The sequence below is a fragment of the Planctomycetota bacterium genome (assembly GCA_018242585.1).
Lineage (GTDB): Bacteria > Planctomycetota > Planctomycetia > Pirellulales > PNKZ01 > JAFEBQ01.
Window position 1 is genome coordinate 1 of the sequence record JAFEBQ010000036.1, and the last position, 26,795, is coordinate 26,795.

Consider the following 26,795-nt stretch of genomic DNA (forward strand, 5'->3'; position numbering starts at 1 on the left):
GTTCCCTTCGTGCGGTTGCAGCCAGTCGAGCTTGATCGTCGGCACCGGGCCGATATTCAAGCGATCGATATGCACCGCCTCGGTCAGTTGACGCTGCCACTTGGCGTCGCGGGTGATGGCGCTACAGACCAGCGTCGGCCCGATCTTCTCGAGCATCTGCTCCTGCGGGCATTGCACCACCGTGGTGAAGGGGAACATGTATTCGTCCTTGGCGATCTGCTTTTCGGGCGCGTCGCATTGCACGACCGTCGGCCGCAGATACGCACAGCGTTCCTTTTCGACCAAGCGCGGGCCGTAATCGGCCGTGGCGTGCCACACGCCCGCTTCGCTCATCCGCGACTCGATCATCTTCCAAACATTCTGCGCCGCGTTCGGCACTGTGAAGGCCGCCAGCGCTGATTTGGGATCTTCGGGGGGCAGCGGCGCGATCGGTCCAATTCGTTCGGCAATCGCCTTGGCAATTTCCTTGGTATGGCGCGAGGCCCAAATGCCCGAACAGTTGATACAGCCGCGACCGCTGTTCAAGTAAACGCTGTCGACCATCAGGTCCAGATACTTTTCCCATTCGTCGACCACATCGTCGCCCAGCAGAATCTTGCTGAAGCCTGGGCCGTGAACCTGGACCGCGGGGTTTCCCTTGTAGCGCTCAACGGTGGCGGTGCCGCCGAAGATCATGCTGCGGCCGACAGCCGAAAGGACCGCGGCGCCGACTTCGGGTCCGCCGGGATAGATCGAAATCGCTTCGCGCGGAATGCCCGCCTCGAAAAACGCCGCCGCCATCCGATACGGCGTCCAAGGCTCCTGCGGCCCTGGCTTGAGGACCAAGCCGACCTGCATCGGAATCACCGGCAGCCACAGGGTGTGAACGCCCGGCGAGTTCGACGGCAGCACCAGACCCAGGACCGGCGATTGGACCTGGTAGCTGACGATCACGCCGCGGCTTTCCTTGCCATAGCCGCGCGTGAGGATGTTCAGATCGAGCCCGCGGGTCAGCGCGTCGAGCATTTCGCGCATGTGCGAAAGCACGAAATGATTCTTCTGCATGTTGAACTTGGCCATGTGCTCGGGCAAGCCGGTCGACGCACTTTGCTGGCGAGCAAAGTCGTCGGGCGTTTGCACGCCGTCCCCCATGGGCAGCGTGGCGTTCAAGTACAAATCGGCCGCCTTCTTGATCCGCTCGATCAAGTCGTCGGTCGGAATGTCGCGCAGCACGTCGCGAGCCCGCTGGGCGAAGCGCATGTCGCGAGCCAACAGCGCGCCGTTGGTCTGGCTGACCTTGGCGATCGCCTCGCCGGTCATGAAGTGCGTGACGGTGTCGGTCTCGAGCGATTCGTAAGGCTTGCCCCAACGCAAGGCGGGGATATTGAGCACGATGAATTCACCTCTCAAGTTACGAAAAAAAAGCCGGAACTCGCGATGCGAATCCCGGCCGGTTGTGTCCTAGGATCGCCTGCATTCAGGGAAAACCCTTACTAGGCAAACCTCGGCCACACTTTAACCATACGCTCCGGGAATGTACCAGTCAACGCGTGTTACACCACCCCACTTGAAGCCGAAATCAAAAACTCAAAAGAGTTTAAAGATACTTCCAATATCAAATCCAAGCACATCCAACCCAGGAGCCGTAAACTCTTGAGCGTCAAACAGAGCCTTGAATTGGGCGAGGTAAGTCTGCCCTTCCAACGTGATTCTAAACGTCCTTGCAATGAGGTCCGCGATCTGAAGCGGCGGCAAAGCAATCGAGTCGCCATACGTGACGCCACCAAATAAGTCGTACATCCCATAGGTCGAGATCATACTGCTGACGCAGTGCGTGATGTGCCGGTCTAGGTGGTGAGTTGACCAGTCGCAGACGATCGTACCCTTTGTGTTGTGGTTTTTGACTTCTTCGTGAAACTTGGCCGCCAATCGCTGAAAGGCCAACGGCACGAATCGTGGCTCCTGTAATGGCGGAGTCGCATTCGACTTGTTCATTGAGACCACATAAACGTGGCAGCCGTTGCGTCTCAAGATGCTGGCCACTTCATGGCAAAACTGTCGTTTCTTGGCGCGATTCCAGTTGTTGCGCGTCAAGAAATCACTGCTTTTGATTTCCCAGTCGTTTGGATTTCCGCGGTTTGAAAAGAAGGCCGCCTTCGCGCCATTAAGCTGTCGAACCAAGCGATGCCAATTCGACTCGTCAATGGAAAAGCCACCGAACACGACGACCGACGTCGGATCATTGGGATGAATTTTGCCTGAGTCATCTAAATAAAGAATGCGCATCGAGTGCGTGTCACCAGCGAGCTTTTAGTAGACGCCGACCGTCGTGGCTTCGGCCAGCTCGTGGAACGGCCGCACGCCGCTCACGCCGTCCCAAGGATACTTGGTGTACGGCATTTCGCGCTCGCCTTCGTCGCGTTCCATGAAGCCGGGCACGAAGAACTCCTTGGTCAGCGTGTACAGCTTCACGCGGCCGGTCTGACCATAGCCCACGACCTGGTTGTAGTCGTTGAACTCGACCACTTCGGTCGCGGCACGCGGCTGGGGCGCGTAGTAGGCGATTTTGTATTTCTCCTCGGCCGTCACCGGACGCGAGCAGGCCAGGCCCATCAGCGTGTTGCCGTAGGTCGGCGTCATGTAGATGTCGTCCAGGTATTCCTCGGTGATGAAGCGAGTCCACTGTGGCGTGAACTCGGTGCCACCCGAGAAGATGCCCGTGATGCCAGAATCCTTGAGCCGCTTGCCTTGCTTTTCCAGCGCCAGGCAAAGCGATTCGAGCAGCTTGGGCGTGGTGAACATGCAGCGAATGTCGTGACCAGCGCCCAGCACCGTCAGCGCCTGGTCGATGCAGTGCTGCTTGTAAGCTTCGAGGTGTTCCATCCAGCCGCGCTTGATCAGCTTGATGACCCAGCGGGGATCCAAGTCGACGCAGAAGCAAATGCCGCCTCGTTGCTGGGCCAAGTGCTCGATCGCCAATCGCAGCCGGCGCGGACCCGAGGGGCCTAGCATCAGCCAATTGGCCCCTTTGGGAAAATGTTCGTCAGGCAGCGTGTCGCTGAACAGCGAGTAATCGATCCGCCAGTCGTCGTGCGAGACGCGGCTTTTGGGCACACCCGTCGTGCCGCCCGTCTCGAACACATACAACGGCTTGGTCGCCAGCGCCTTGGGAACCCAGCGTCGCACCGGGCCGCCGCGCAGCCATTCGTCCTGAAATGGCTCGAACTTCTTCAAATCATCAAAGCACTTGATCTCTTTGAGCGGGTCGAACTTCAGCTTTGACTTGTATTCGAGCCAGAACGGGCAGCCGCTCGACTCGCTGAAGTGCCAATGCACGGTTTCGACCGTGTGCGCGTCGAGACGTTCGCGGGCAGCTTTGACGGCGGAATCAGGAGCCACAGACGTACTAGCACTCATGGGTTTTCACCTTGTCGGACTGGAAGCTCATCGCACGATGGACGAGTCAGGGCGGGCAGGGGCCGCGGGCGGGGTTCGATGGCGAACGGACGAAACTCAAGGCCGGTGCGTCCACTAGGCCAGCTTTTGGCTGTGACCAACATTGGACGGCGGCCGGCCATGCCTGGCCAGCGGCGTCCGCCAATCGAGCCATTAAATTAGCTGACGCCCGACGCCAAAACAACTGGCCAGCCGAGCTTAAGGCCGCTGAAAACCCCGGGTTTAGCGGCCCAAACGTGGTACAAAAGCCATAAAGCTCAGGGTACAAGTTCCGGGGCAAAGCCCTTAGAATCAGCCCTTCTTGCCGTGACCTTTGCCCAATGCCCCCGACCAATGGCCGGGGGCGAAACGGGCCGCCCAAAACCAGCGAGCATTGCCGTCGTGCCTAGTTTGACCGTCGAGAACTACCTGAAAGCCATCTACACACTGTGCCACACCACCGGCCAGCCCGCCACGACCGGTGCCATTGCCCAGGCGCTCGACGTGTCGCCCGGCACGGTGACCAGCATGCTCAAGACCTTGGCCGACGCGGGGCTAGCGACGTATACGCCCTATTCGGGGGCCGAGCTGACGCGCAAGGGGCAAGCCCTGGCCCTGCACGTCGTGCGTCGCCACCGGCTGATCGAACTGTTTCTGGTCAAGACGCTGAATCTGACGTGGGACGAGGTGCATGCCGAAGCCGAGCATATGGAACACGCGGTCAGCGACTTGCTGATCGATCGGATTGATACCTATCTCGGCCGCCCCAAGGTTGATCCTCATGGCGATCCGATTCCCAGCCATGAAGGGAAGCTCGACGAGGAACCATCGAGCCAGTCGCTGGCCGACTGTGCAACGGGGGACTCATTCACGCTTGTCCGCGTGTTGGACCAGTCCCCCGAGTTCTTGCGATTCCTGACCGAAGCAGGACTGACGATTGGCACCTCGGGCAAGGTGTTGTCGAACCGGGCCGAATCAGGCGTAGTGAAGATCTCGAGCCAGGGGCACGAATCAACGCTCGGCTCGCAAGCCGCCCAGAAGATTCTGGTCACGATCGGCTAGCGCAGCATCGCCATTCGGCCATTAGCCCCCGGTCAATGACCGGGGGCATTCGACGTCGCTTCACTTATCAGCGCGGTCCCTACATTACGCTCCACCAAACACAGGCTTGTGCCCCAGCGCGCGGCGCGTGACCGAGATTTGCCCCGAGTGAAGCCCCTCGTGCCAGACCGCCACTTCGAATACCTTGCCCACGGTCGGCAAAAAGTCCGAAGCCCCGCTGGCCGGCGCTTTGTCCAGATCGTCTTCCTTCAAGCTGTCGAGCAGTTCCATCAGCGTGGTCCGGCGCTCGCGCATGGCGGCCAACACCTCTTCGATCGGCGGATACTTTGCCGCTTCGGCGGTTGGCTGCGAGCCCATGCCGAACTGCGTGTCGTAACTGGGAAACTTCTTGGCCTTGTCGGGAGCCAGGCAGGAGACGAAGTAGTTGTCGGCCGTGGCCATGTGCCCCGCGAACCAGAGAGCGTGATTGGCCTGGGGATGCACCTGGTGCAGCCATTGTTCCGGGGTTTTGAAGTCGGCCAGCAGCGCTTCGGTATATTGCCGTGCCTGTTGCATCTGACGCTTGAGGCAAGCCTGGGTATTGCTCATGGTCGAAAGCCTTTGTTTCGTCTTGGCCAAGGTAAATGGTGAAAGTCGACTTCGTCGTGACTGGCCCGAATCGTATCGGGCGGCGCGGCGTTGGGCAATGTTTCGGCGGCCGCCTTGATGAATACCAGCGCGTGAATTTGCCGACAATGGCGGTCGGCGCTGGAATAATCGTTAACCGCCAACGGCCCAGCCACGAAAGTATGGCCGAGTTGGCATTCAGGCGCTACACTAGTTCGGGGGAGGCGACCCGACGCGCGAAGACGCGGCGCGCTTGCCACCCATTATCATCCACCCCGCAGCCGCCCCCTCCGAGACCGTTGATGTCGACCAACCAAAGTGAATCGTCCACCGGCTTGCCCTTGTGGGTCTGGTTGCTGGTGGTAGCCGGCGCGGTGATCTTGACGCTGGCGATCGCCATTACGGTCATGTTCACCATCAACGCCCATGCCGCGTGTCTGACGCTGCGGTACATGACGATCGTCTGTTTCTTTGGGGCGTTGGTGCTGCTGCCGTTCGGGCTGTTGGCGACGCTGGACGACAATTCCGCGTTCCGCCGGCGGTTCCAGTTAGTCGTCTTGTCGAGCGTGGCGCTATTAGCCCTGACCGGCGCAATGGCCGTTTGGGGCATTGTGAAGAACTGCGGCGCTGACCCGTCGTTCGTGTTCCCGTAATCGCTTGGTCGACGTCGAAACCGGTGTTCGCGACCGGTATTGCGCTAGCGTGCCCAGACCAGGGGCGTTAGGGCCAAGCGGGCAAGGCTAGCGCTAACATTGCAGCGAGTTCGAATTGGCCGCGAAATGGCGAACTTCCCGGGCCAATGCTCGTCTTTTTGAATTAAGCCCCGGCCGGTATCATTAAGGGCTTATCTTTCCAGCCCTTCGAGCAAGGTTCCACGCCTGCGATGAAAACCGACGAACTCCGTGAGAAGTATCTCGCCTTTTTCGAATCCAAAGGCTGCACCCGCCGCCCCAGCGATGTGCTGGTTCCCACCTGGGACCATTCGGTCTTGTTCACGCCGGCCGGCATGAACCAGTTCAAGGACCACTTCCTGGGCAAGTGCAAGCTCGACTTCACGCGCGCCACGACTTGCCAGAAGTGTCTTCGTACCGGCGACATCGACAACGTCGGTCGCACGGCCTATCACCACACGTTCTTCGAGATGCTCGGCAACTTCAGCTTTGGCGATTACTTCAAGCGCGAGGCGATCAATTGGGGTTGGGAATTCCTCACGTCGAAGAAGTGGCTCGGCCTGGCCGCCGACCGGCTGACCGTGTCGGTCTATCACGATGACGACGAAGCGGCCGACATCTGGGTTCGTGACGTCAAGCTGACGCCCGATCGCATCGAGCGAATGGGCGAAGACGACAACTTCTGGCCGGCCGGCGCGCCGAGCAAAGGCCCGGACGGCGTCTGCGGCCCGTGCAGTGAAATCTTCTACCATCCGCCGACCGGCGGCTCGGTCGAAATCTGGAACCTGGTCTTCACCCAGTTCAACCGCGTGGGCGAGCCGCCGAACAATCTCCGCCCATTGCCTAGCAAGAACATCGACACCGGCATGGGGCTCGAACGCACGGCCGCCACGCTGCAAGGCGTGGAGACGAACTTCCACATCGATATCCTATTCCCAATCGTCCAGGCGGCCGCCGAAGTGGCCGGCGTGAGATACGACGCGGCCAGCGAGAACGGGCGCCGGCTGCGGCGGATTACCGACCACGTGCGCGCGTGTGCCTTTGCCATCCACGAGAACGTCCACCCGGGCAACAAAAAACAGGGCTACGTCATCAAGCGCCTGCTGCGCCGCGCGGTTCTCGACGGCCGCCAAATGGGCCTGCACGAGCCGTTCTTGTTCCAGCTGGTCCCCAAGGTCGCTGAAATGATGCAGGCGCCGTATCCCGAGCTGGGCGAGACGATTGCCAGCGTGCAGAATGTCATTCGCCTGGAAGAGGCCAACTTCTTCTCGACGATCGACGCTGGTTTGGATCGCATCGAGCGCCTGTTCGGCGAAATGAAGAACAAGGGTCGCATCATGGTCAGCGGCGACGAAGCCGCCGACATGTGGACCACCCACGGCTTTCCCCCTGAGCTGTTCGAGACGCTGGCCGCGGAGCACAACTTGACGTTCGATTGGGACGGCTTCCGCAAGGCCATGGACGAGCATGGCAAGATTTCGGGCGAAGGTCGGATGGGAGACGTGATGTCCACCACATCGACCCCATTGGACGCGCTGGTCAAAGCCCAAGGAGCGACCAAGTTCCTCGGCTATGGCACCACCGAGTCGGCGGCCAAGGTCATTGGTCTGATCGCTAGCGATCACCTGGTCGACCAGGTCGATGAGATCGGCAATGCCAAGCCGATTACCATCGTCCTGGACCAGACGCCGTTCTACGGCGAAAGTGGCGGCCAGGTGGGCGACAAAGGTGAAATCGTCGGCCCGGGCTTCCGCTTTGACGTCCAAGACACCCAGAAGGACGCGAAGGGGCACGGACTGGTGCTGCACGTCGGGCATCTGCGCGAGGGACGAATCACGCAAGGGGCCACGGTGACCGCGCGCGTCGATCTGGGGCGCCGGCAAGGCATTCGCCGCGCGCACTCGGCCACGCACCTGCTCCATCACGCATTGCAAAAGCACCTGGGCGGCCACGCCAAGCAGCAAGGCTCGAAGGTTGACGCCGACTTCCTTCGGTTTGACTTCACCAATCCGCAATCGATCCCACGCGATCAACTGGCCAAGATCGAAGAAGAGGTCAACGAATTGGTGGCCTCGTCGCAGCCGATCCGCTGGGAGGTGTTGCCGATCGCCGAAGCCCGCAAGCAAGGGGCGATGATGCTGTTCGGCGAGAAGTACCCCGACATGGCCCGGATGGTCTCGATGGGCGAGTTCAGCAAGGAACTGTGCGGCGGCACGCACTTGGACAACACGGGGCAAGTGGGCCTGTTCAAGATCGTCGGCGAGGAAAGTGTCTCGGCCGGCACGCGGCGCATCGTGGCCCTGACCGGTCACGCCGCCTTGGAACGCATTCGCAAAATCGAACACGCGCTGAGCGAGATCGCCGGAGCGCTGCGCACTTCATTGGACGACGCGCCGACCCGCGTGGCGGCCTTGGTCAAGGAAGTCCGCGACCTGAAGAAGCAAGCCACCAGCGCGCCGCGCTCGGGCACCGTGACGACCGACGATTTGATGGCCAAGGCAATCACGGTCGGCAAGACCCAGGTCGTGGTCTGCGATGCGCCGGGGGCGTCGGCCGACGACATGCGTCGGCTGATCGATGCCGTGCGGCAAAAGGCCGGCAGCGCCGCCATCATGTTGGCCGCCGCCGAAGAAGGCAAAGTGACGCTCGTCGCCGGGATTTCGCCCGACCTGGAGAAACGTGGCCTCAAGGCCGGCGACTGGATTCGCGGCGCAGCCGCCACGGTTGGGGGCAGCGGCGGCGGTCGGCCGAACCTGGCCCAGGCTGGTGGCAAGGATCCGGAAAAGATTCCGGCCGCGCTGGAACAAGCGCTCGGCGAAATCCGCGCCAAGCTGGCGTAGGCAGCCTGTTTGGTCGCCCATCGTCAGCGGGTGCCATGCTCAAGTCAGCAGACTTGAGCATGTGAAGCGTGTTCTCGGCATGCTCAAGCCTTAAGGGCTTGAGCATGGCACCCTTTCCATTGCTTTAGATTGAGCAAATCTCACGCACGCTGTTTCATGCTCGCGCGTAGTCGCTCCATCCCTTCGGCCGTTGATACGGTCGCCTGGTAGCCGAAGTCGCGCCGAGCGCGGTCGAGCGCGAAGTAATGATCCCGCGCCAGTTGCAACGCCAAGAACCGCGTCATCCGCGGTTCACTCGTCGACCCGGTGAGCTTCGCGATTGCTTCGAGCAAAGCACCGGCCGCGTATGCCACTCCCACCGGCACGCTGCGCCGTACGGGCGGCAAACCAGCCAGAGCCAACAGTTCGTTGATCCAGCCCCAACAGTTCACTGGCGAACCTTGGCTCAGGAAATATGCCTGCCCGGCCACGCGCGAAGCTGGGATCAAGGCGTCGGCCGCCTGCAAGTGCGCTCGGGCCGCGTTCTCGACGTAAATCATGTCGATCACGTTGTTGCCAGCCCCAATGCGGCGCAACTGCCCGGCTCGCGCTCGCTCGATCAGGCGCGGCACCAGGTGCCGATCGCGCGGCCCCCAGATCAAGTGAGGTCGCAACGCGCACGTCGACAGCGTTGGCGAATTGGCGGTCAGCACCGCTTGTTCGGCCAGGGCCTTGGTGTGCGGGTAATGCGCCAGCCAGCGGGTCGGATACGGCGCCGATTCGTCAATGCCAGACTGGTCGCCGCCGTCGAAGGTGACGCTCGGGCTGCTGGTAAACACCAGCCGCGGGACGTTGTGACGCCGGCAACCGGACAAAACGTGCTCGGTGCCGCGGATGTTGGTCTGATAGAAGTCGGTCCAGCGCCCCCAGATGCCCGCAATCGCCGCAGTGTGGAAAACTAGGTCCACGCCAGCGCAGGCTTGTTCGACGGAATGAGCGTCGCGCACATCGCCCAGGCATTGCTCAACACCAAGCGCGGCCAACTGCGGATCGTCGCGCCGCATTAGTCCGCGCACCCGATCGCCGCGCGAGACAAGTTGTTCGACGATATAGCGCCCCAAGAAGCCCGTCGCGCCAGTTACCAGTGTCAACATGGTCACGCTTTACTTCCGGCGCAGGTCGACGCAGACCAGGTGTCCGTCGGCATTTCGGGCGTACAAGAGGCCGTTCGCCAGCGTCGGCACCGTCCAGCAACGCCCGTCCAGAATCTTGGCCCGGGCCAGCACATCGAACTTCTCGCTGGTGGCGTTGGCGACGACCAACTCCCCTTCATCGCTCAGAACGAGCAACTTGCCGGCGGCCAGCAGCAGCGAACCACAGCCGAGCCCACGCTGGTGCCAGCGTGACTCGCCCGAGGCGGCGTCAATGCACGCCACCTCGCACAGCCGGCGGTTGTGGCTGTTGCCGTCGATGCCGAACAGGCCTCCTTCCCACAGGACCGAGTTGGCCATGTGGTTTCGCATGTGGCGGTTCTCGTAGACTTTGACCAATTCTTTGCCATCCCACTTGAGCAGCGTGCAGCCCCGGTTGTAGCCGGTTGAGACGAACAACTCGTTGCCAACGACCACGGGCGTCGACGCGCTGGTGATGTAATCGGTTTCCCAGGGGTACGTTGCCAGCACCTTGCCATCGGCCACCTGGGCCACCAGCAACACGTCGTTATTCAGCACGGCAATGCACGCCTGGCCGTCGAACGTCAGCGGCACGGCGGTGCCATAACCGGGTCGCCAAGCGTCAGTCTGCCACAGGATATTGCCGGTCGTTTTCTCGAACGCCATCACGCGTCCGGCGTCGACGATCACCTTGTTGCCCAGCACCAGCGGCGAACTCGAAAAGCCCCAAGCAGGCATCTCGACGTCGGCCAGCTTGCCGGCCTCGGCTTGCCAGGCCACCGAACCGTCGGCCACGTGCAGCGCCAACAGTCGGCCGTCCTTGCTGTAGGTGTAAACGAGCCCGCCGTCAACCGTCGGCGTGGCGGCCGGGCCCCCTTCGTGCAGGTTGTCGACCAGCGGAGCGGGATAGCTGTAGCTCCAGCGCTGCTCACCCGTCAGCGCGTCGAAGCAGTAGAACGTGTCGTTTCCCCCCTGGTGTCCCGACGTGAACGCGCGGCCGCCGGCCACGGCGATCGAACTGAACCCGGTGCCCACTTCGGCGTGCCATACTTCGGCCGGGCCGTCCGCCGACCATTGCCAGGTCCAATCGGTCTCGGCGCTGATGCCGGTATAGGCGGGGCCGCGCCAGTGAGGCCAATCAGCGGCTTGCAATGCATCCGGCCAAAGATTCGCCATGACGACAACTGCCAGCCAGATGTGCGGTCGCATAGCGATGATCCTGCTGGCCGGGGGTCGGTTGAAGGAAGTGGCGAGCGTGCAGGGGTTGCGGCGCGCCGCCACGACATGAGACGCTACGACGCGACTCGCGGCATTGTCAGGCCCCTGTCTGCGGTTTTCAAGGCCGTCGACTGCCGCGTGCTGATCTACGAGCTGATACGAAGCCTCAGGGACTGAAACCCCTGGGCTTGAAATTCGCTACGATGCGCTGCCGGCGGTTGGCAAGCGTGTGGTGCGGGCGTGGGGGACGCTGGCCGTTTCACGGACTACGACTGGCGCGGTCTGCCAGTCGACGCCCAGCATCAGGACGTTGATCCCTGAGCCGATGCCCATCAGGGCGACGTGATCGCCTCGCTTCAAGTGTCCGCGCTCGACGGCCATGGCGGCCGTCATGGGAACCGCGACCGAGCCGGTGTTCCCCAGGGTCTCGAACGTGGCAAAGTCGATGTCCGGCGACAGGCCGAGCGACTCGAACATCAGCTTGCGGTGCGCCGCGCCGACTTGGTGACAGATCGTCTTGTCAATCTCCGAAGCGCTCCAACCGGTGGCGGCTTGAAACGCGGCGAAGGCCGGCACGGCGGCGGCCACGCCGTCGCGCAACAAGCGTTCGCTGTCGGTGTTCATCAATGGCAGCGCGTCGCCGCCGATCGACTCGTCGCGCCCGCTGCGGCAGAGTTCATGCCCTGTCGTGGCCGCGCGCGCCACGGCCGCGGTCAGCCGATTCTGCGTGCGACTCAAGCTGCGGTGAACCAGCAGCACGGCGGCGCTGGCCGAACCGATGGTCAACGAAGCCACGGCTGACTTGATCGATTCGCGCGTCAGCGTCAAATCGTTGTTGAGCGTGTCGATGGTGTTCTCGACCAGGGCGCGGCTGCTTTCAGTGCCGCAGACCAGGCCGGCTTGAATCTGGCCCAGCTCGATCATGTTGGCGATTTGCACCATGCCGTTCAGGATGCCCAGGCAGGCGTTCGAGACATCGTAAACCTGGCAATCGCTCGACAGACCCAAACGATTGTGCACGCCGGCAGCGGTGGCGGGTTCGAGATAATCGCGGCAGACCGAAGCGTGGAGCAGCGCGCCGATCTTGCGGCGGTCGATCCCGGCCGCGGCGATGGCCTGTTCAGCGCTAGTAACGCTGGGGCTGCTGGGCATTGTCTCGCGCGACCAGAAGCGGCGCTCGCGAATGCCAGTCATCAATTCCAAGCGACCGGCGGGCAGGCGCAACCGGCGATAGACAGGCTCTAACCGCGCTTCGATTTCGGCCGTAGTGAGAATTTCGCCTGGAAGCTGGTAGCCGAAGGCTTCGAGGCAAACGTGCTGATATTGCATGAAAACAGCCGGTGTTCGCCACACGTGTCGGGCGAAGCGCGGCGCTGGGGTGATCGGGTTGAAGCGGCCAGCATAGGAACGGCTGGCTTGGGGGTAAAGTACCAGTTTTTGCCGCGAAATTGGGGGCGATGACAGAAGAATGACACGGTTTTTACATGGCCCGCGCGCTCGGCCGTCGAAATGGCGCGAATCGCGGCCCCGCGCCTCGCGGGTCAATCGCTCTTTTAGCCGGACCTAACTGTCGCTAGCACTTCATCTTGTGCAAGCAGCGAGTCCACCCCCCAAAATCGGCAATTTTGTTGCAAAGTTTTCACCTCGCTCTATAACCCGACCCTATCAGCCGTTTGCGTTGGACGCACTCGGTTGCTTGTCTTGTCGAGTCGAAGTTTCTCTTGCGAAGTGCTCAAGGATGGGCCGCAAGACGCTTGGCTCCGCCCTGTTGATGGCGAGCCGCGGCGTTTTGCTTTGCGAGGATGTCAGGGATGACGACCGCGTTTCCGCACCCCGGTCTCGAACGCGCTACTCGCGCGATCGTTGATGGCGACTGTTCGCACGTCGACCATCAGCTCCCGCTCACCGCTCGCTCCTTGGACATCGAACACGAGACGACTCGGCCCCAGAGTCTCTGAACGTTCGTTCCGCTTAGCGTGGACCAGGATGTGTCCTCGCACCCACAGGAGAGGGAAAACATGAGCACGAAGCCAATGATCGGTCTGAACATGGACTTCCGCGCCGCCAAGAAGGATTCGCCGGCGTTCAGCTATGTTTGTGCCGGCTACTACGATTCGATTGTCAAAGCCGGTGGCGTGCCAGTGATCATTGCTCCGATGGAAGAAGACAAGGATTTGAGCCGCGTGCTCGAACTTTTGGACGGCATCGTCATGGTCGGCGGTGCCGACATGGACCCACGCCGCGACGGCTTCATGCTCCACCCGTCGATTCGCATGATGGCCAATCGCCGCGAAGATTTCGATCGCCGGCTGATGAAGCTGGTGGCCGATCGCCGGCTGCCCGTGTTTGGCATTGGCCTGGGCATGCAACTGCTGAACGTGAACGAAGGGGGCAACCTGTTCTTCCACCTCCCCGAAGACATGCCCAAGGCGCTGCCGCACAGCGACCCGCTGGACAACGCCCATCGTCACGCCCTGGAAGTAGTACCGGGCACGCTGATGGAACGGGTCTACGGCGAAGGTGAAATCCGCGTCAACAGCTTCCACCACATGGCGGTCGACGAAGTCGCGCCGGGCTTCATTGTGTCGGCCCGCTGCCCGGACGGCGTGGTCGAAGCGATTGAGAGCATTCGTCCCGACTGGTTCGCGCTGGGCACCCAGTTCCACCCCGAGAACGATTCGGCCTCGGCGCTCGATCTGCGGATTTTTGAAGAGTTCGTCTGCGGCATTACCGGCGACGTGTCGGTGCTGAAGATCGCCGCCTAGTCAGTTCGCGAATCGCGCGACGTTCTGCTGTTCCAACACAAGCCCAGGAGGCTTCATGCCCTGGGCTTGTGTTTTTATTTGACGCTCGCGAACTCGCTACGTCGCGATCGGCGAACCGAGCGCCGCGACAAACGCGCGGACCCACGCTGGGTGAGCTGGCCAGGCCGGGGCGGTGACCAGGTTGCCGTCCGTGTGCGCGCTGTCAAAGCCGGCCGAAGGCTCGACCCACTTGGCGCCGGCCAGTTCCAACTCGGGCCGGCACGCTGGGTAGGCGGTGCATGATTTGCCGCGTATCACGTCGGCCGCGGTCAGTACCTGAATGCCGTGGCAAATCGCGCCGATCGGCTTGATGGCCTTGGCAAAGGCGCGGACTAGGTCGAGCACCCGTGGATTCAGCCGTAAATACTCCGGCGCGCGCCCGCCCGGGACCATCAAGCCGTCATAACCGGCCACATCGACCTCGGCGAACGTGGCGTTAAGCCGGAAGTTGTGGCCGCGCTTCTCGCTGTACGTCTGGTCCCCCTCAAAGTCATGGATAGCCGTGGCGACGGTTTGGCCGGCCTTCTTGTCGGGGCAGACGGCGTCGACCTGGTGCCCCAGGGTGAGCAAGGTCTGAAACGGGACCATCACTTCGTAGTCTTCCACGAAGTCACCAACGATCATCAGCACACGTTTGACGCTCATGGCGTAATCTCCCGGCGGAAAAGTACCCAGCAGTCGCTATAGAGCGCACAGTTTAACAGATGAACTGGGCAAACTGTGATTGCTGATTCCGAGGCGCAGCGAACCGCGTGATAAACTTGTGAGACTACGAAGCAGTTGTCGATCAGCAAAACCTGACCGGCCCGCTAAAGTGCGCCTAGCTCCGTTTCGTCCACGGCCAATATTGCCATGACGACGGCGGCCACTGCCGGCCCGAGGGCGTTCTGTTCACGATTGCTGATGTTTCGATGTGTCCCCCAGTGATTGAAGCGTAACGCGTATGAATCCCCCGGAACCGCATTTCCTGCTGCTGGCCGATGTCAGCCGTCGGAACCAAAGGGACGAATGGAGTTTCGTCTTGCACGCGGCCGATGGAACGGCGATGCAAACGGCCCAGGAACTGGAACCTGACCAGCACGGCGAGCGCCTGGAGCTGTTGTCAGTGATCCGTGGGCTCGAAGCTTTGGATCAGCCCTCGCGAGTCACGCTGGTGACACGCAGCAAATACGTGCGGCGCGGCATCGCCTATGGGCTCGACGAGTGGCGGGCCAACGACTGGACCTGGGAATGCTATGGCGAGATGGTGCCGGTCAAGAACCGCGACCTCTGGCAGCGGCTCGACCGAGCGATGGCATTTCATCAGATCGAGCTGCGTACGTCGCGTGTCGACACGGCGCACGTTGAACCAGCGAGCGATTTGGCCACACCAGCCAGGGGAGCCGAAGCTGCGCCAAAGCTGCAGGTTCGCGCTCCCCACTTCCTGCGTCGCCAGGGGAAAAACCTGCCTGCCGAGACCGCCTTGGTCGTCGAATCGCCGGCTGCCCAAGCCGAGCCGTTTGAACTGGTCGAGGTCGAATGCCGGGGTGATTCGCGGCCGCCAACGGCCGAGCGTCACGGACAATGGCTCTCGGCCTGGCTGCCGCAGCATGGGCTGGAACTCATTAACTGGACACGGGTTAAAGTCGAACAACTCATCGGCTGGCTGAATGCCGATCCCTGGCCCCATTCGGCACATTGCGGCGGTTCATGGCTTGAACGAAACGGAGCGAGCCGGTCGAATTGACCCGGCACGCCGCCCCTTGTTTTGAGCATGGCTTTTGGTAGCTGGACGCCACACTAGCGACGAACGACAATCCAAAACGACTGACGAAGGAGCGCGCTTTGCGGACTGCGGCAAACTTGGAAAGTATTGGCCGGCTGGTCGAAGGTAGACATCACGATCCGTTCGAGATTCTTGGCCCGCACGAAGTGACCGTCGAGGGGCGACAGGCGCTGGCCGTGCGGACGTTTGCACCTGGTTGTGAACAGGCTTGGGTAGTCGATCCGGCACAGGGAAGCACGCCACGCCCGATGCGCCGGATTCACCCCGCGGGGTTGTTCGAGGCCATTTGCAGCCCGACCGACCCTCCCGTGCGGTATCAGATTCAATTGGCGGATCAACAAGGCAAGCGCGTCATGTTGCACGACCCGTATTCGTTCCCAGCATACCTCACCGAGTTCGATCGCCATTTGCTCAATGAGGGGACGCACTGGCGCAGCTATGACAAGATTGGCGCGCAACTACGAACCGTCGATGGCATTCAAGGGGTGAACTTCGCCGTCTGGGCGCCGAACGCCGACTCGGTGAGCGTGGTCGGCGACTTCAACGCTTGGGACGGCCGCCGTCACCCGATGCGCAAGCATATTCCCAGCGGCTTTTGGGAACTATTCGTTCCCGGTCTCGGCGAAGGGACGCTGTACAAGTACCAACTCAAGCACGGCCACGAGACGCTCGAGAAGTCCGATCCTTACGGCTTTGGCGCCGAAGTGCCGCCGCGCACCGCGTCGAAGGTGGTCGATCTGACGCGCTATCGTTGGAACGACGGCCAGTGGCTGGCCACACGCGCCCAGCACAACGCGCTAAACGCGCCGATGTCGTTCTACGAGGTTCACCTGGGTAGCTGGCGGCGGCCCGGCGACGATCCGCAGCGCTGGATGACCTATCGTGAAATGGCGCACGAACTGGTCGACTACGTGAAGGAGATGAACTTCACGCACCTCGAACTGTTGCCGGTCAGCGAACATCCATTCTCGGGCAGTTGGGGCTACCAAACGGTCGGGTACTATGCGCCGACGTCACGGTACGGCACGCCGGAAGACTTCATGTACTTTGTCGACCATTGCCACCAGAACGGCATCGGCGTCGTGCTGGACTGGGTGCCGGCTCACTTTCCGCGCGACGGGCACGGGCTGCGGCTGTTCGACGGCACGGCCTTGTACGAGCACGCCGATCCGCGCCAGGGCGAGCACAAAGACTGGGGCACGTTGATCTTCAACTATGGCCGGCACGAAGTTCGCAACTTCCTGCTGAGCAACGCCCTGTTTTGGCTCGACAAGTATCACATCGACGGCTTGCGCGTCGACGCCGTGGCATCGATGCTGTACCTGGATTACAGCCGGCAGGAAGGGGAATGGCTCCCCAACGCCTTTGGCGGGCGCGAAAACCTGGAAGCCATCTCGTTGGTCAAAGAGATGAACATCCAGACTCACCTGCAGTATCCCGGCACGCTGACCATTGCCGAAGAGTCGACCGCCTGGGGTGGCGTGTCGCGGCCGACCTATCTGGGCGGCTTGGGCTTTGACTTGAAGTGGAACATGGGCTGGATGAACGACACGCGGCGCTTCATGCGTCACGAGTCGATCCACCGTCGCTTCCATCACGACGAGCTAACCTTCAGCTTGATCTACGCCTTCCACGAGAATTTCTGCTTGCCGTTGTCACACGACGAAGTGGTGCATGGCAAGGGATCGCTGCTGGACCAGATGCCGGGCGACCTGTGGCAGCGGGCCGCCAACCTGCGGCTGATGTACAGCTATATGTGGACTCACCCGGGCAAGAAGCTGTTGTTCATGGGTGGCGAATGGGGCCAGTGGAACGAGTGGAACTTCGATCAAAGCCTGCAGTGGGACTTGCTGCAATGGGAGTCACACCAGGGGATCAAGAAATTGGTCGCCGATCTGAACGACCTGATGCGCCGCGAGCCGTCCCTGCACCAGGTCGATTTTGAAGCTTCGGGCTTTGAATGGGTCGACTGCCACAACTATGACGAAAGCGTGTTGATCTACATCCGCAAGGCCAAGGATCCTCGCGATTACGTCGTGGCGGCCTTTAACTTTACGCCAGTGCCACGGCTCAATCATCGAATCGGGCTGCCCGAGCAGGTCTGGTATCGCGAAATCTTCAATAGCGATTCGTCGTTCTACGGGGGCAGCAACGTGGGCAACGCCAACGGGCTGCAAGCCGAGCCGATTTCGTGGCACGGGCGACCTTTCTCGGCCCAAATCTCGCTGCCCCCCCTGGGGATGGTGCTGTTCAAACCCCAGCGACACTAATCGCAAGTTCCCCGATTTTGGGGCCGTTTGGGCGGATTATTGCGCCCAGTCCGGCCGACCGACTGGCAGGTTCCGAGTGACCGGCCGGCCAGGTTCGCCGCGAGTGTCAAAACCTTTAGAAACCGCAATAAAGCATCGGCCGAGTGTAAGATTAAGTAGACTAAGGGATCTGTTGGCAATTAAAGTGCCGGCGGACTCCATGAGGGGGACGTCAGAGGACACGCTGAATCGTCCACGCCGATACTGTGCGAATAAGTCGCGATGCGTCACTTTGTCGCATCGTGGCTTCGTCGCTTGCTTCGCGCGGACTCCTCCGCTCAACGCACCACGCCATGAAGCCGAACGCCAGCCGCTGGATCAAGATCGGATTGGCGGTCGCCATTGTCGCGATCGCCGTGGTGTCGCTGCGCGCGTGGCAACGCGCTCGGGAAAGCGAGAAAGTCGCCGATCCGCATCATCATGCGAAAGCGCCGCGTGCCGCGCTGGTGGAGAATGAGCCCCAGACGATCGAACTGCCTTCCGACGTCTATGAGCGAATGCAGGCCCACACCGTTACGGTGATCAAGGCGCCACCGCCGGCCGCGTTGCGGATGGAAGGCTCGCTATTTTTGAACGCCGATCGCTTGACGCACGTTCACACTCGCTTTGCCGGCGAGGTGGTGGAACTTGGCACGCTTGAGATCGTCGACAAGGACGCCACGCCGAATCGCTTGAACTTGCATCTCCGCTTTGGCGATCCGGTCAAGAAGGGCCAGTTGATGGCGGTCATCTGGAGCAAAGACCTGGGCGAGAAGAAAAGCGAGCTCGTCGACGCTCTGTCGCGACTGTACCTGGATGAAGAGACATTCACGCGACTCGAGCCGCTGTTCCGCCAGGGCTCGCTGGCCGAGCGCACCTTGCGCGAGACCGAACGGCTGGTCGAGGCCGACCGAATTGCCGTCGATCGCGCCGAGCGCACCTTGCGCACATGGCGGTTGACTGACCAAGATCTGGAGGAGATCCGAACCGAGGCCCGGCGTCTGCACGCCAATAAGGGCAAGACCGAAGGGGGATTGAATCAGTCTTGGGCGCGCGTCGAGATTCGTTCGGCCATCGACGGCGTGATCGTCGAAAAGAACCTCAACATCGGCGACTATGTGGAAACCGCGCTCGACCTGTACAAGATCGCCAACCTGACGCGGCTCGACGTGTTGGCCCACGCCTATGAAGAAGACCTGGAACTGCTCGAAGAACTGAAACCGGAAGAACGGGAGTGGCAGGTCAAGCTGATGAGCGGGTCGACCGAACAGCCGCTGATCGGGTCGTTTGACCAGATCGGCCGGATCATCGACCCCAATCAGCACACGGCGCTGATTCGCGGCTGGGTCGACAACGCCAGCGGACGGCTGCGCGTCGGCCAATTCGTCAGCGCCGAAGTCAAGCTGCCAGCCAATCCCCACGAGGTCGCGGTACCCGCCACGGCATTGGTCGATCAGGACGGCGAGACGTCGGTCTTTGTGCGTCGGCGCCCCAATGAGCTGAAGTTCACGTTGCGACGCGTATTTCCCACGCGCCGCCATGACCAGCAAGTCTACATTGCCTCGCAACTCACCGTGGAACAGAGCAAGCACGGCCTGCACCCCCTGCGGGCCGGAGAAGAGGTCGTCGACTCGGGCTGCTTGGAAATGGCCCGCGAACTGCGCGATCTGAGCGCCAACACCAAAGTCGCCAACAAATAGATAGGGCTGCCGGCTCCGCCGCGGGCATTACGGCAGCGTAGGTCGTCGCATGGTCGGCAAGCTGATTCAATGGGCCACGAACAACCCCGTGGTTGTGGTCTTGCTGGTCGTGGTGCTGGCCTGCGGCGGCATGTATTGCTTCTTTGCCGTCAACGTCGAAGCCTATCCTGACCCGGCCCCGGCGATCATCGAGATCGTGGCGCAATACCCCGGCGGCTCGGCTGAAGAGATCGAGCGTCAGGTCACCATCCCGCTCGAAGTCGCCCTGACTGGCATCCCGGGCTTGAAGTATACCCGAGCCAAGAGCATGTTCGGCCTGGCCCACCTGCGGAACCAGTTTGAATATGGCGTTGACTACGAACGCGCCAAGCAGGAAGTGATCAACCGGCTAAACAATGCCAGGGGGGATCTCCCGAAGGGGGTCGACCCGGTCATTTCTCCCGCTTCGCCCATTGGCGAAATCCTGCGTTACACGCTGACCAATCCCCACGACAAGATGGGGCGCGATATCTACACGCAGAACGACCTGAAGGCGCTCAACGACTGGACCCTGGTTCGTGAATTCCGCCGCGTGGACGGGATTGCCGGCGTGGTCAGTTCGGGTGGCAGCGTCAAACGCTACGAAATTCACCCCGATCCGCAGCGGCTCAAGGAATACGGCATCACGCTTGACCAATTGCAGGACGCCATCTCGCAGAGCAACGCCAACGTCGGCGGCGACTACGTGATCCAAGGGCCGTCGATTCAACCTGTCCGCGGCATCGGCCTGATCGGCGGCGGCGAAGACCCGATGCAGCGAGCCATGCAGATGAAGACGCCGGAAGAGGCGTTCGATTTCCTCCGCAAGGAAGAACGTCGCCGGCTCTATGAAATCCGTCGCATCGTCATCGCCTCGACGAATAACGTGCCAATTCGCGTCGAGCACGTCGTCGAAGGAGGCCCGATTCGCCAAGGGGAGGAAATCGGCCAGCGCGGTGTAATTGTCGGCTGGCAAACCCGCCAAGGGATGCTGGGCATATCCCGCGCCAGGACTGACGAGCAAGGCGAAGAACTGCGCGACGACAACCATGAACGGATCTGGGACCATGAAGACGACATGGTCCAAGGGATCATCCTGCTCTACAAAGGCCGCGCCTCGATCCCGGCGTTGACCAAGGTCCAGGTGAAAATCGCCGAATTGAATGGCACACCGGGACGACTGCTTCCCGGCGTGCAAATCGATCCGTTCTATAATCGTTCGCGACTGATCGATGTTACGACCGAGACAGTCCACGAGAATCTGCTCGTCGGCATTCTGCTGGTCAGCGTAATTTTGTTGATGTTTCTTAGCAACGTCCGCGCGGCGTTAATTGTCGCGCTGAATATCCCCTTAGCGCTATTCTTTTCGTTCGGCGTGCTGTTCCTGCGTGACAAGAGCGCCAATCTGTTGTCGATTGGAGCTGTCGACTTCGGCATCATCGTCGACTCGTCGGTGATCATGGTCGAGAATATCTACCGCCGGCTGAGCACTTATGACACTTCGGGCTTGAGCATTCGCGAACGGATTGTCCGCGCCTCGCGCGAAGTCGAGCGGAGCTTGTTCTTCTCGACCATTATCATGATCTGCGCGATGCTTCCGTTGTTCACGATGAAAGGCTCGGAAGGTCAGATTTTCGGCCCCATGGCTGACACGTACGCCTTTGCCCTCGGCGGCGCGTTGCTGTTGGCACTGACCGTTTCACCGGTCATGTGCATGCTGTTCTTCAAAAACCTGAAGCCCAGCCGTGACAACGTGCTGGTTCGGCTGCTAAAGCATACCGCGTCGCGCGTAGTCGACATGCAATTGCGCAATCGTGGCGTCGCCGTCACGATTTATGCCACGGCTGCGATCGCGACCGTGGTGGCGCTGCCCTATATGGGACGCGAGTTCATGCCCGAACTTGAAGAAGGCAACATGATCGTGCGCGGCACGTTCCCGGTGAACGTGTCGTTGCAGGAAGTTGCGCAAAAGTCGGCGATTGCGCGCCGCATCATGTCGCAATATGAAGAAGTGCGCATGGCCACGGCACAGGTCGGCCGGCCGGACGACGGCACCGACCCGACGGGCTACTACAACGTCGAATGCTTCGTGCCATTGAAGCCGTACGAAGAGTGGCCAGCAACGGTCGAGACCCGCGGCATTGCCAGTTGGTTCAAGGCCAAGCGCGCGCGGACCAAGCAAGAGCTGATCGCGCACATGAACTGGAACTTGTCACGCCATTTGATTGGCATCAACTGGGACTTCTCCCAGATGATTCGTGACAACGTGCTCGAATCATTATCAGGCGTCAAAGGTGAAAACTCAGTTAAAATCATCGCCCCGCCAGGCTCATCAGGGATCGGCGATCTTAATCAACTAGAGGTGCTGGCCGAAAAGGTCCGTGCCACGATTGCCAACGTGCCAGGCGTGTCAGACCCTGGCATCTTCCATATCAAAGGTCAGTCCAACTTGACGTTGCCGGTTGATCGTGAAAAGTGCGCTCTATGGGGCGTCAGCGTGGCCGATCTGGAAGACGTCATCGAAACGGCAGTCGGTGGAAAGCCGTTTACTGACATGGTCGAAGGAGAAAAGAGTTTCGATGTCATTCTGCGCTGGCCTCCTGAGTTGCGAGAAAACATCGACGAGATTCTGAACATCCCCGTCGATGTGGTGAAGAACACCGTATCGCAAGGCACGGTCGCGACCGTGCAAGCCACGCCCATCAGCGGCGCCAGCGTCGGCCTGTCAACGATGGGCACCAGCTTGCCGATGCCCAGCCTGACGGGCAGCGCTTTTAACACCGCAGTCAACAGCCTGTCGCGCGTGCCGCGCCGCCGGTTGGGCGACCTGGTCACGCCGGTCAACGCCGAAGGACAGCCCGACCCACATGGCAGCTACGTCCGCCCTGGCGCGTCGACCATCTCGCGCGAGCAAGGCCGACGATTGATCGCTGTCAAATTCGGTGTTCATGGTCGCGACCTGGCCAGCACCGTCGAGGAATGTCAGCAGAAAACCAAGTTTGTCGAAGCGCCTTACGAAATGGTCTGGGCGGGCGAGTTCCAGCAGATGCAAGAAGCCGAAGCGCGGCTCGTCAAGATTGTCGCCTTGGCCTTCGTACTGATTCTGGTGATTCTCTATCTGGCGTTCCGCTCGTTGATCGACGCGTTTGTCGTCTTTGCCGACGTCGGCGTGATGTCGATGGGGGGCATCTGGATGCTCTTTATCACCGGCATCAACTTCAACGTCTCGGCCGCGGTCGGGTTCATTTCGATCCTGGGCGTGGCGATCATGGATGGCTTGTTGCTGGTGTCGTCGTTCAATCACTTCCGCGCCCACGGCGAGCCGCTGCTCCAGGCGATCCATAAAGGCGTTGAGAACCGCATTCGGCCGGTCACGATGACAGCATTGACCGCTATCTTGGGGCTCTTGCCAGCAGCGATGTCGTCCAAGATCGGCTCCGAGTCGCAGCGCCCGCTGGCCATTGTGGTCGTCGGCGGCATGCTGATGATCGTGTTGATGTTCAATCCGGTGCCGCTGCTTTACAGCTTCTATGGCGACCGCGAGCCGCCCGAAGGGGCCGGTGAGTTCGTCGACTGAGGTCGCGCTGGCTGCTGTCATGGCTTCTTTAATTGGAGTTGGCGGCAACGCCTTGCATCCTCCTGCGCGACGCCAACCAGCGCGCCGTCAAAGTCTCCGCAATCTCGCGCCGCTGCGCGACCGGAACTCGCTGCCATCCGCGCGGCGTGCCGTTGATTGAGTAAGTCCTATAAATGGCACAGCCGATAGAACTGTTAGGTCGAAATATGCCCGCAGGTTCGGCAAATCCGTCATCTGCGGCGCCGCATGTCTCGTCCACTAGCGCTCGAAAGACTCGTCGGCCTGAAACGCGAGACGCATGTCGTTCGCCCACTTACAAATCGAGTTTCGCGCTTGGCTGCTCCGCCTACGACAAATTACCGGCGCTGCGCTGGCGTTCGCGTGCGCGAATGTCGCTTCGGCCCAGTACGTCCCGTCGTCGGCCGCCGAGGTTTATCCGCTGCCCCATGTGGCGGAACTGCGCTCGACGTTCGTCACGCAAGTGAGCGCGCAGGAACCGGCGACCCAGGAAAAGGCCACGCCGGCTCCATCGCGAATCCACCTGGCCCAGCCGCCGCGCTCGCTCGACTTGTCGCTGGCGCCGCCACCACCGCCGACAACCCCAGAACGCGTCAAAGCCCCACAGGCCCAGCCCGAGGCCGCGCCCCGCGGCTTGCGTTTGCCGCCGGAACTGCCCGGCGCGTTGGCGCCGCCGCTCAAGCTGTCGCCGTACGACCCGGGCAACCCGAAGGCGCGGCAACGGAACATCGATCAATTGTTCCCCAGCGCGCCACCGCTGCCGCCTGATCTGTTGCCGCCACCGGGCGCAAATGGTCGGCCGATGGAGCTGCTTGAACTCGAAAACTTGGCGCTGGCGGCGAACCCAGCCATGCGCCAGGCGCAAGCCGCCGTCACCGCCGCGCGCGGCAACGCCATTCAGGTCGGCACCCATCCGAACCCGGTCATGGGCTACGAGGGTGATACCGTCGGCTCGGGCGGGACGGCCAATTATCACGGCGGCTACGTCCAGCAACTGATCAAGACCGCCGGCAAGCTGCATTTGGCCCAGGCCGCCGCGTCGATGGACATCCGCAAAGCGGAACTGAATCTGCGCAAGACTCGCATCACGGTCATCACCCAGGTTCAATCTCGCTACTACGCCGTGTTGGTCGCCCAGGAGGCGGTGCGGGCGACGCACGCCCTGGCGGCGTTCACCAACGAAGCCTACCGCGTGCAGGTCGAGCAACTGCGCGGCGGCGAGGCCGCGCCCTATGAACCAATGCAATTGCGCGTGCTAGCCAACCAGGCGCAAGGCGCGTTGATCCAGGCCAGGAACCGTTACTTCTCGGCCTGGAAGCAATTGGCGGCTGGGGCCGGCGTGCCCGACATGCCGCCCATTCAGTTGGCCGGCACGCTCGACGTGGCGGCGCCGCCGCTGCGATTCGACATCGCTTGGAATCGCGTGCTGCAGCGTCACACCGACATCGAATCGGCGCGGTTCGGCGAGACCCAGGCTCGGCTCAACCTGCGCGTCGAAGAAGTCACGCCAGTCCCTGACCTGGTCTTCTACGCCGCGGTGCAAAAGGACTTCACGTCGAACCCGTTCGGCACCACGTTCAACATGCAGGCTGGCTTGCCGCTGCCGATCTATGACCGCAACACCGGCGACATCATGCGCACCCAGGGCGAGCTGCAGAAGGCCTCGCTCGAAGCCACGCGCGTTCGCAACGAACTGACGGCCGTCGCGGCCGACGCCTTTGAGCGGTACGAGAACAACCGCGTGCTGCTGGAACTCTATCGGGTGCAAATCCTGCCCGACCAGGCCCGCGTCTACCGGGGCGTCTATGAACGCCATCAACAGCAGCCCGACCGCGTCAGCTTTGGCGACGTGATCGTCGCGCAACAGACGCTGGCCTCGACCATCACGGTCTACCTCACCGTGCTGGGCGCCCAGTGGCAAGCGGTGGCCGATCTGTCGGCCGTCTGCCAGGTCGAAGACCTGAGCGAATTGCAAACGCTCGGTTCGGCCGACCTGCCGCCGGTTCCCGAGCCCCCGCCGGCCGACGCCAAGTAGGCCGCTTCAGATGACTGCCGGTTGACTTCCCTTGTGGGGGTGGCATTCACCCGCGCGCCGACGCACAATGGCGGCATTCCCCGCCCGCTTTGCCCCGCCCTTTGGGAGCCCTTGCCGTGAAGCTCCGCGCGCTTGCCCCCTTGTCGTTGCTGTTGGTCTTGCTGGTTTCATCCGCTTGGGCCGCGACCAAGCCGAACATCGTCGTCATCGTCGCCGATGACCTGGGAATGCAGTTGGGCTGCTTCGGTGACAAGCTGTCCCGCACGCCAGCACTGGATCGACTGGCCGCTGACGGCACCCGCTTCACACGGGCTTATTGCACCACGGCCAGTTGCAGCGCCAGCCGCTCGGTGATCTTGACGGGGCTCTATAACCACGCCACGGCCCATTATGGCCACGAGCATAGCGAGCACCACTTCCGCACCTTTGAGACGCAGCTCACGCTCCCCGTCGCGTTGGCCAAGGCCGGCTATCGCACGTGTTCGATCGGCAAGTACCACGTCGCGCCGGAAGAGACCTATCACTTCGAGCGATATGGCAAAGATCTGAAGCCGGCCGGGGCGCCTACCAAGGTGGCGTTCGCCGCCCAGGCCTGGTCCTTCCTCAGCGAACAGGATGCCAGGCCGTTCTTCCTCTATTACTGCCCCACCGAACCCCATCGGGCCAACGACGCCTCGGGGTTTCACAATACCGGTGACGAGCCAGGCGTCGAGCCGGTGACATTCGACCCGGCGCAAATCACCGTCCCCACTTGGCTCCCCGACTTGCCCGAGGTTCGGCAAGAGCTGGCCCAGTACTACGCGGCGATCAACCGGCTCGATCAAAAGGTCGGGGCATTGATCTCGATGCTCAAGGCGACCAAGCAGTACGACAACACGCTGATCGTCTTCATCAGCGACAACGGGCCGCCGTTTCCTGGGGCCAAAACAACGCTCTATGAGCCAGGGGCTAACTTGCCGATGATCGTCAAGCGACCGCATCAATCGCGCACTGGCGTGATGAACGACGCTCGCGTGACCTGGGTCGACATCACGCCGACGGCGCTGGCGCTAGCCGGCTACGAAGTCACGCCCCCCAAGGCCAACAAGAACGGCAAGCGCCCGCCGGGACCGCAAACCATCGGCAGCCACGGTCGCTCGTTCCTCGACATCGTCGAGCAGGATCATCCCGACGGTTGGGACTCGGCGTTTCTGTCCCACACGTTCCACGAGATCACGATGTACTACCCGATGCGAGCCCTCGTGTCGGGCAAGTACAAGTACATCTTCAACGTGGCCCACGAGCTGCCGTTTCCGTTCGCGTCCGACTTGTACGCCTCGCGCACTTGGCAAGCGGCCCTGAAGCGCGGCCCCGACGCCATGTACGGCCAGCGGACGGCGCGGGCCTATTCGATGCGCGCGCGGCACGAGTTGTACGACCTGGAAGCCGATCCGCACGAGACCAAGAACTTGGCCGACGATTCTGCTCACGCCACGACGCTGGCCGAGTTGCAAGAGCGAGTTCGCAACTGGCAACAGCAAACCCGCGACCCCTGGTTCACCAAGTGGACGTACGAGTGACGCCGCTAATTATCGCGCGGCAGCTCGATCGGCCAACACCCCTCTCTTTCAGGGAGAGGCGGGGGGAGG

At 61.7% G+C, this 26,795-nt stretch carries 18 protein-coding genes; 10 read left to right on the top strand and 8 right to left on the bottom strand.

Going from position 1 to position 26,795, the window contains the following annotated elements:
• From JSS27_17350 to JSS27_17360, 3 genes are all read right to left on the bottom strand, one after another.
• Positions 1-1,371 (bottom strand): aldehyde dehydrogenase family protein (locus tag JSS27_17350; protein MBS0210712.1); only part of this gene is annotated, 1,371 nt, incomplete at its 3' end.
• A 195-nt stretch (positions 1,372-1,566) separates the two neighbouring features.
• Complete coding sequence (locus tag JSS27_17355) at positions 1,567-2,265, bottom strand: DUF3800 domain-containing protein (protein MBS0210713.1); 699 nt, start codon at positions 2,263-2,265, stop codon at positions 1,567-1,569.
• A 24-nt stretch (positions 2,266-2,289) separates the two neighbouring features.
• A complete protein-coding gene (locus JSS27_17360; protein ID MBS0210714.1) occupies positions 2,290-3,396 on the bottom strand; it encodes a hypothetical protein in 1,107 nt (368 codons plus the stop codon).
• 420 nt (positions 3,397-3,816) lie between these two features.
• On the opposite strand from JSS27_17360, the gene JSS27_17365 reads away from it, so the two are divergent.
• Positions 3,817-4,476 carry a metal-dependent transcriptional regulator gene (locus tag JSS27_17365; GenBank protein MBS0210715.1) on the top strand — a complete coding sequence of 220 codons (660 nt, stop codon included), beginning with the start codon at positions 3,817-3,819 and terminating at the stop codon, positions 4,474-4,476.
• Positions 4,477-4,560: 84 nt separating this feature from the next.
• Here the strand turns inward: JSS27_17365 and JSS27_17370 are convergent, their stop codons facing one another.
• Positions 4,561-5,064, bottom strand: a complete 504-nt coding sequence (locus tag JSS27_17370) for a DinB family protein (protein ID MBS0210716.1) — start codon at positions 5,062-5,064, stop codon at positions 4,561-4,563.
• Positions 5,065-5,384: 320 nt separating this feature from the next.
• Here JSS27_17370 and JSS27_17375 point away from each other — a divergent pair, with 320 nt between their 5' ends.
• Together JSS27_17375 and alaS are read left to right on the top strand one after the other, a co-directional pair.
• Positions 5,385-5,735 carry a hypothetical protein gene (locus tag JSS27_17375; protein MBS0210717.1) on the top strand — a complete coding sequence of 117 codons (351 nt, stop codon included), beginning with the start codon at positions 5,385-5,387 and terminating at the stop codon, positions 5,733-5,735.
• 230 nt (positions 5,736-5,965) lie between these two features.
• Entirely contained in the window at positions 5,966-8,593 is a 2,628-nt protein-coding gene (alaS, locus tag JSS27_17380) for an alanine--tRNA ligase (GenBank protein ID MBS0210718.1), read from the top strand.
• A 140-nt stretch (positions 8,594-8,733) separates the two neighbouring features.
• Here alaS and JSS27_17385 read toward each other — a convergent pair whose 3' ends face one another.
• From JSS27_17385 to JSS27_17395, 3 genes are all read right to left on the bottom strand, one after another.
• Positions 8,734-9,726, bottom strand: a complete 993-nt coding sequence (locus JSS27_17385; GenBank protein ID MBS0210719.1) for an NAD-dependent epimerase/dehydratase family protein — start codon at positions 9,724-9,726, stop codon at positions 8,734-8,736.
• 9 nt (positions 9,727-9,735) lie between these two features.
• Positions 9,736-10,953, bottom strand: coding sequence for a PQQ-binding-like beta-propeller repeat protein (locus JSS27_17390; protein ID MBS0210720.1), 1,218 nt, complete (start codon positions 10,951-10,953; stop codon positions 9,736-9,738).
• Between the two features lie 207 nt (positions 10,954-11,160).
• On the bottom strand, positions 11,161-12,291 hold the full coding sequence (locus JSS27_17395) for a 3-oxoacyl-ACP synthase III (GenBank protein MBS0210721.1): 1,131 nt from the start codon (positions 12,289-12,291) through the stop codon (positions 11,161-11,163).
• A gap of 689 nt (positions 12,292-12,980) precedes the next feature.
• Here JSS27_17395 and JSS27_17400 point away from each other — a divergent pair.
• Positions 12,981-13,727 (top strand): gamma-glutamyl-gamma-aminobutyrate hydrolase family protein, encoded by a 747-nt coding sequence (locus JSS27_17400; protein ID MBS0210722.1) that lies wholly within the window; start codon positions 12,981-12,983, stop codon positions 13,725-13,727.
• 96 nt (positions 13,728-13,823) lie between these two features.
• On the opposite strand, the gene JSS27_17405 is transcribed toward JSS27_17400, so the two are convergent.
• Entirely contained in the window at positions 13,824-14,411 is a 588-nt protein-coding gene (locus JSS27_17405; protein ID MBS0210723.1) for a DJ-1/PfpI family protein, read from the bottom strand.
• A 298-nt stretch (positions 14,412-14,709) separates the two neighbouring features.
• Between JSS27_17405 and JSS27_17410 the strand changes: the two genes are divergently transcribed.
• From JSS27_17410 to JSS27_17435, 6 genes are all read left to right on the top strand, one after another.
• Positions 14,710-15,492, top strand: coding sequence for a hypothetical protein (locus tag JSS27_17410; protein ID MBS0210724.1), 783 nt, complete (start codon positions 14,710-14,712; stop codon positions 15,490-15,492).
• A 98-nt stretch (positions 15,493-15,590) separates the two neighbouring features.
• Positions 15,591-17,801, top strand: a complete 2,211-nt coding sequence (glgB, locus tag JSS27_17415) for a 1,4-alpha-glucan branching protein GlgB (protein ID MBS0210725.1) — start codon at positions 15,591-15,593, stop codon at positions 17,799-17,801.
• Between the two features lie 332 nt (positions 17,802-18,133).
• Positions 18,134-19,519 (top strand): efflux RND transporter periplasmic adaptor subunit, encoded by a 1,386-nt coding sequence (locus JSS27_17420; GenBank protein MBS0210726.1) that lies wholly within the window; start codon positions 18,134-18,136, stop codon positions 19,517-19,519.
• Positions 19,520-19,568: 49 nt separating this feature from the next.
• Entirely contained in the window at positions 19,569-23,114 is a 3,546-nt protein-coding gene (locus JSS27_17425; GenBank protein MBS0210727.1) for an efflux RND transporter permease subunit, read from the top strand.
• A gap of 298 nt (positions 23,115-23,412) precedes the next feature.
• Positions 23,413-25,167 (top strand): TolC family protein, encoded by a 1,755-nt coding sequence (locus JSS27_17430; GenBank protein ID MBS0210728.1) that lies wholly within the window; start codon positions 23,413-23,415, stop codon positions 25,165-25,167.
• Between the two features lie 227 nt (positions 25,168-25,394).
• Complete coding sequence (locus JSS27_17435; GenBank protein MBS0210729.1) at positions 25,395-26,726, top strand: sulfatase; 1,332 nt, start codon at positions 25,395-25,397, stop codon at positions 26,724-26,726.
• Positions 26,727-26,795: the final 69 nt, after the last annotated feature.

Bases quoted from the DNA above. Each gene is read 5' to 3' on its own strand.
- JSS27_17385 (MBS0210719.1), bottom strand. From the start codon at position 9,726: ATGTTGACACTGGTAACTGGCGCGACGGGCTTCTTGGGGCGCTATATC.
- JSS27_17395 (MBS0210721.1), bottom strand. From the start codon at position 12,291: ATGCAATATCAGCACGTTTGCCTCGAAGCCTTCGGCTACCAGCTTCCA.
- JSS27_17390 (MBS0210720.1), bottom strand. From the start codon at position 10,953: ATGCGACCGCACATCTGGCTGGCAGTTGTCGTCATGGCGAATCTTTGG.
- JSS27_17435 (MBS0210729.1), top strand. From the start codon at position 25,395: ATGCAGTTGGGCTGCTTCGGTGACAAGCTGTCCCGCACGCCAGCACTG.
- JSS27_17410 (MBS0210724.1), top strand. From the start codon at position 14,710: ATGAATCCCCCGGAACCGCATTTCCTGCTGCTGGCCGATGTCAGCCGT.
- JSS27_17425 (MBS0210727.1), top strand. From the start codon at position 19,569: ATGGTCGGCAAGCTGATTCAATGGGCCACGAACAACCCCGTGGTTGTG.
- JSS27_17370 (MBS0210716.1), bottom strand. From the start codon at position 5,064: ATGAGCAATACCCAGGCTTGCCTCAAGCGTCAGATGCAACAGGCACGG.
- JSS27_17375 (MBS0210717.1), top strand. From the start codon at position 5,385: ATGTCGACCAACCAAAGTGAATCGTCCACCGGCTTGCCCTTGTGGGTC.
- JSS27_17360 (MBS0210714.1), bottom strand. From the start codon at position 3,396: ATGAGTGCTAGTACGTCTGTGGCTCCTGATTCCGCCGTCAAAGCTGCC.
- JSS27_17400 (MBS0210722.1), top strand. From the start codon at position 12,981: ATGAGCACGAAGCCAATGATCGGTCTGAACATGGACTTCCGCGCCGCC.
- alaS (MBS0210718.1), top strand. From the start codon at position 5,966: ATGAAAACCGACGAACTCCGTGAGAAGTATCTCGCCTTTTTCGAATCC.
- JSS27_17405 (MBS0210723.1), bottom strand. From the start codon at position 14,411: ATGAGCGTCAAACGTGTGCTGATGATCGTTGGTGACTTCGTGGAAGAC.
- JSS27_17430 (MBS0210728.1), top strand. From the start codon at position 23,413: ATGTCGTTCGCCCACTTACAAATCGAGTTTCGCGCTTGGCTGCTCCGC.
- JSS27_17420 (MBS0210726.1), top strand. From the start codon at position 18,134: ATGAAGCCGAACGCCAGCCGCTGGATCAAGATCGGATTGGCGGTCGCC.
- JSS27_17355 (MBS0210713.1), bottom strand. From the start codon at position 2,265: ATGCGCATTCTTTATTTAGATGACTCAGGCAAAATTCATCCCAATGAT.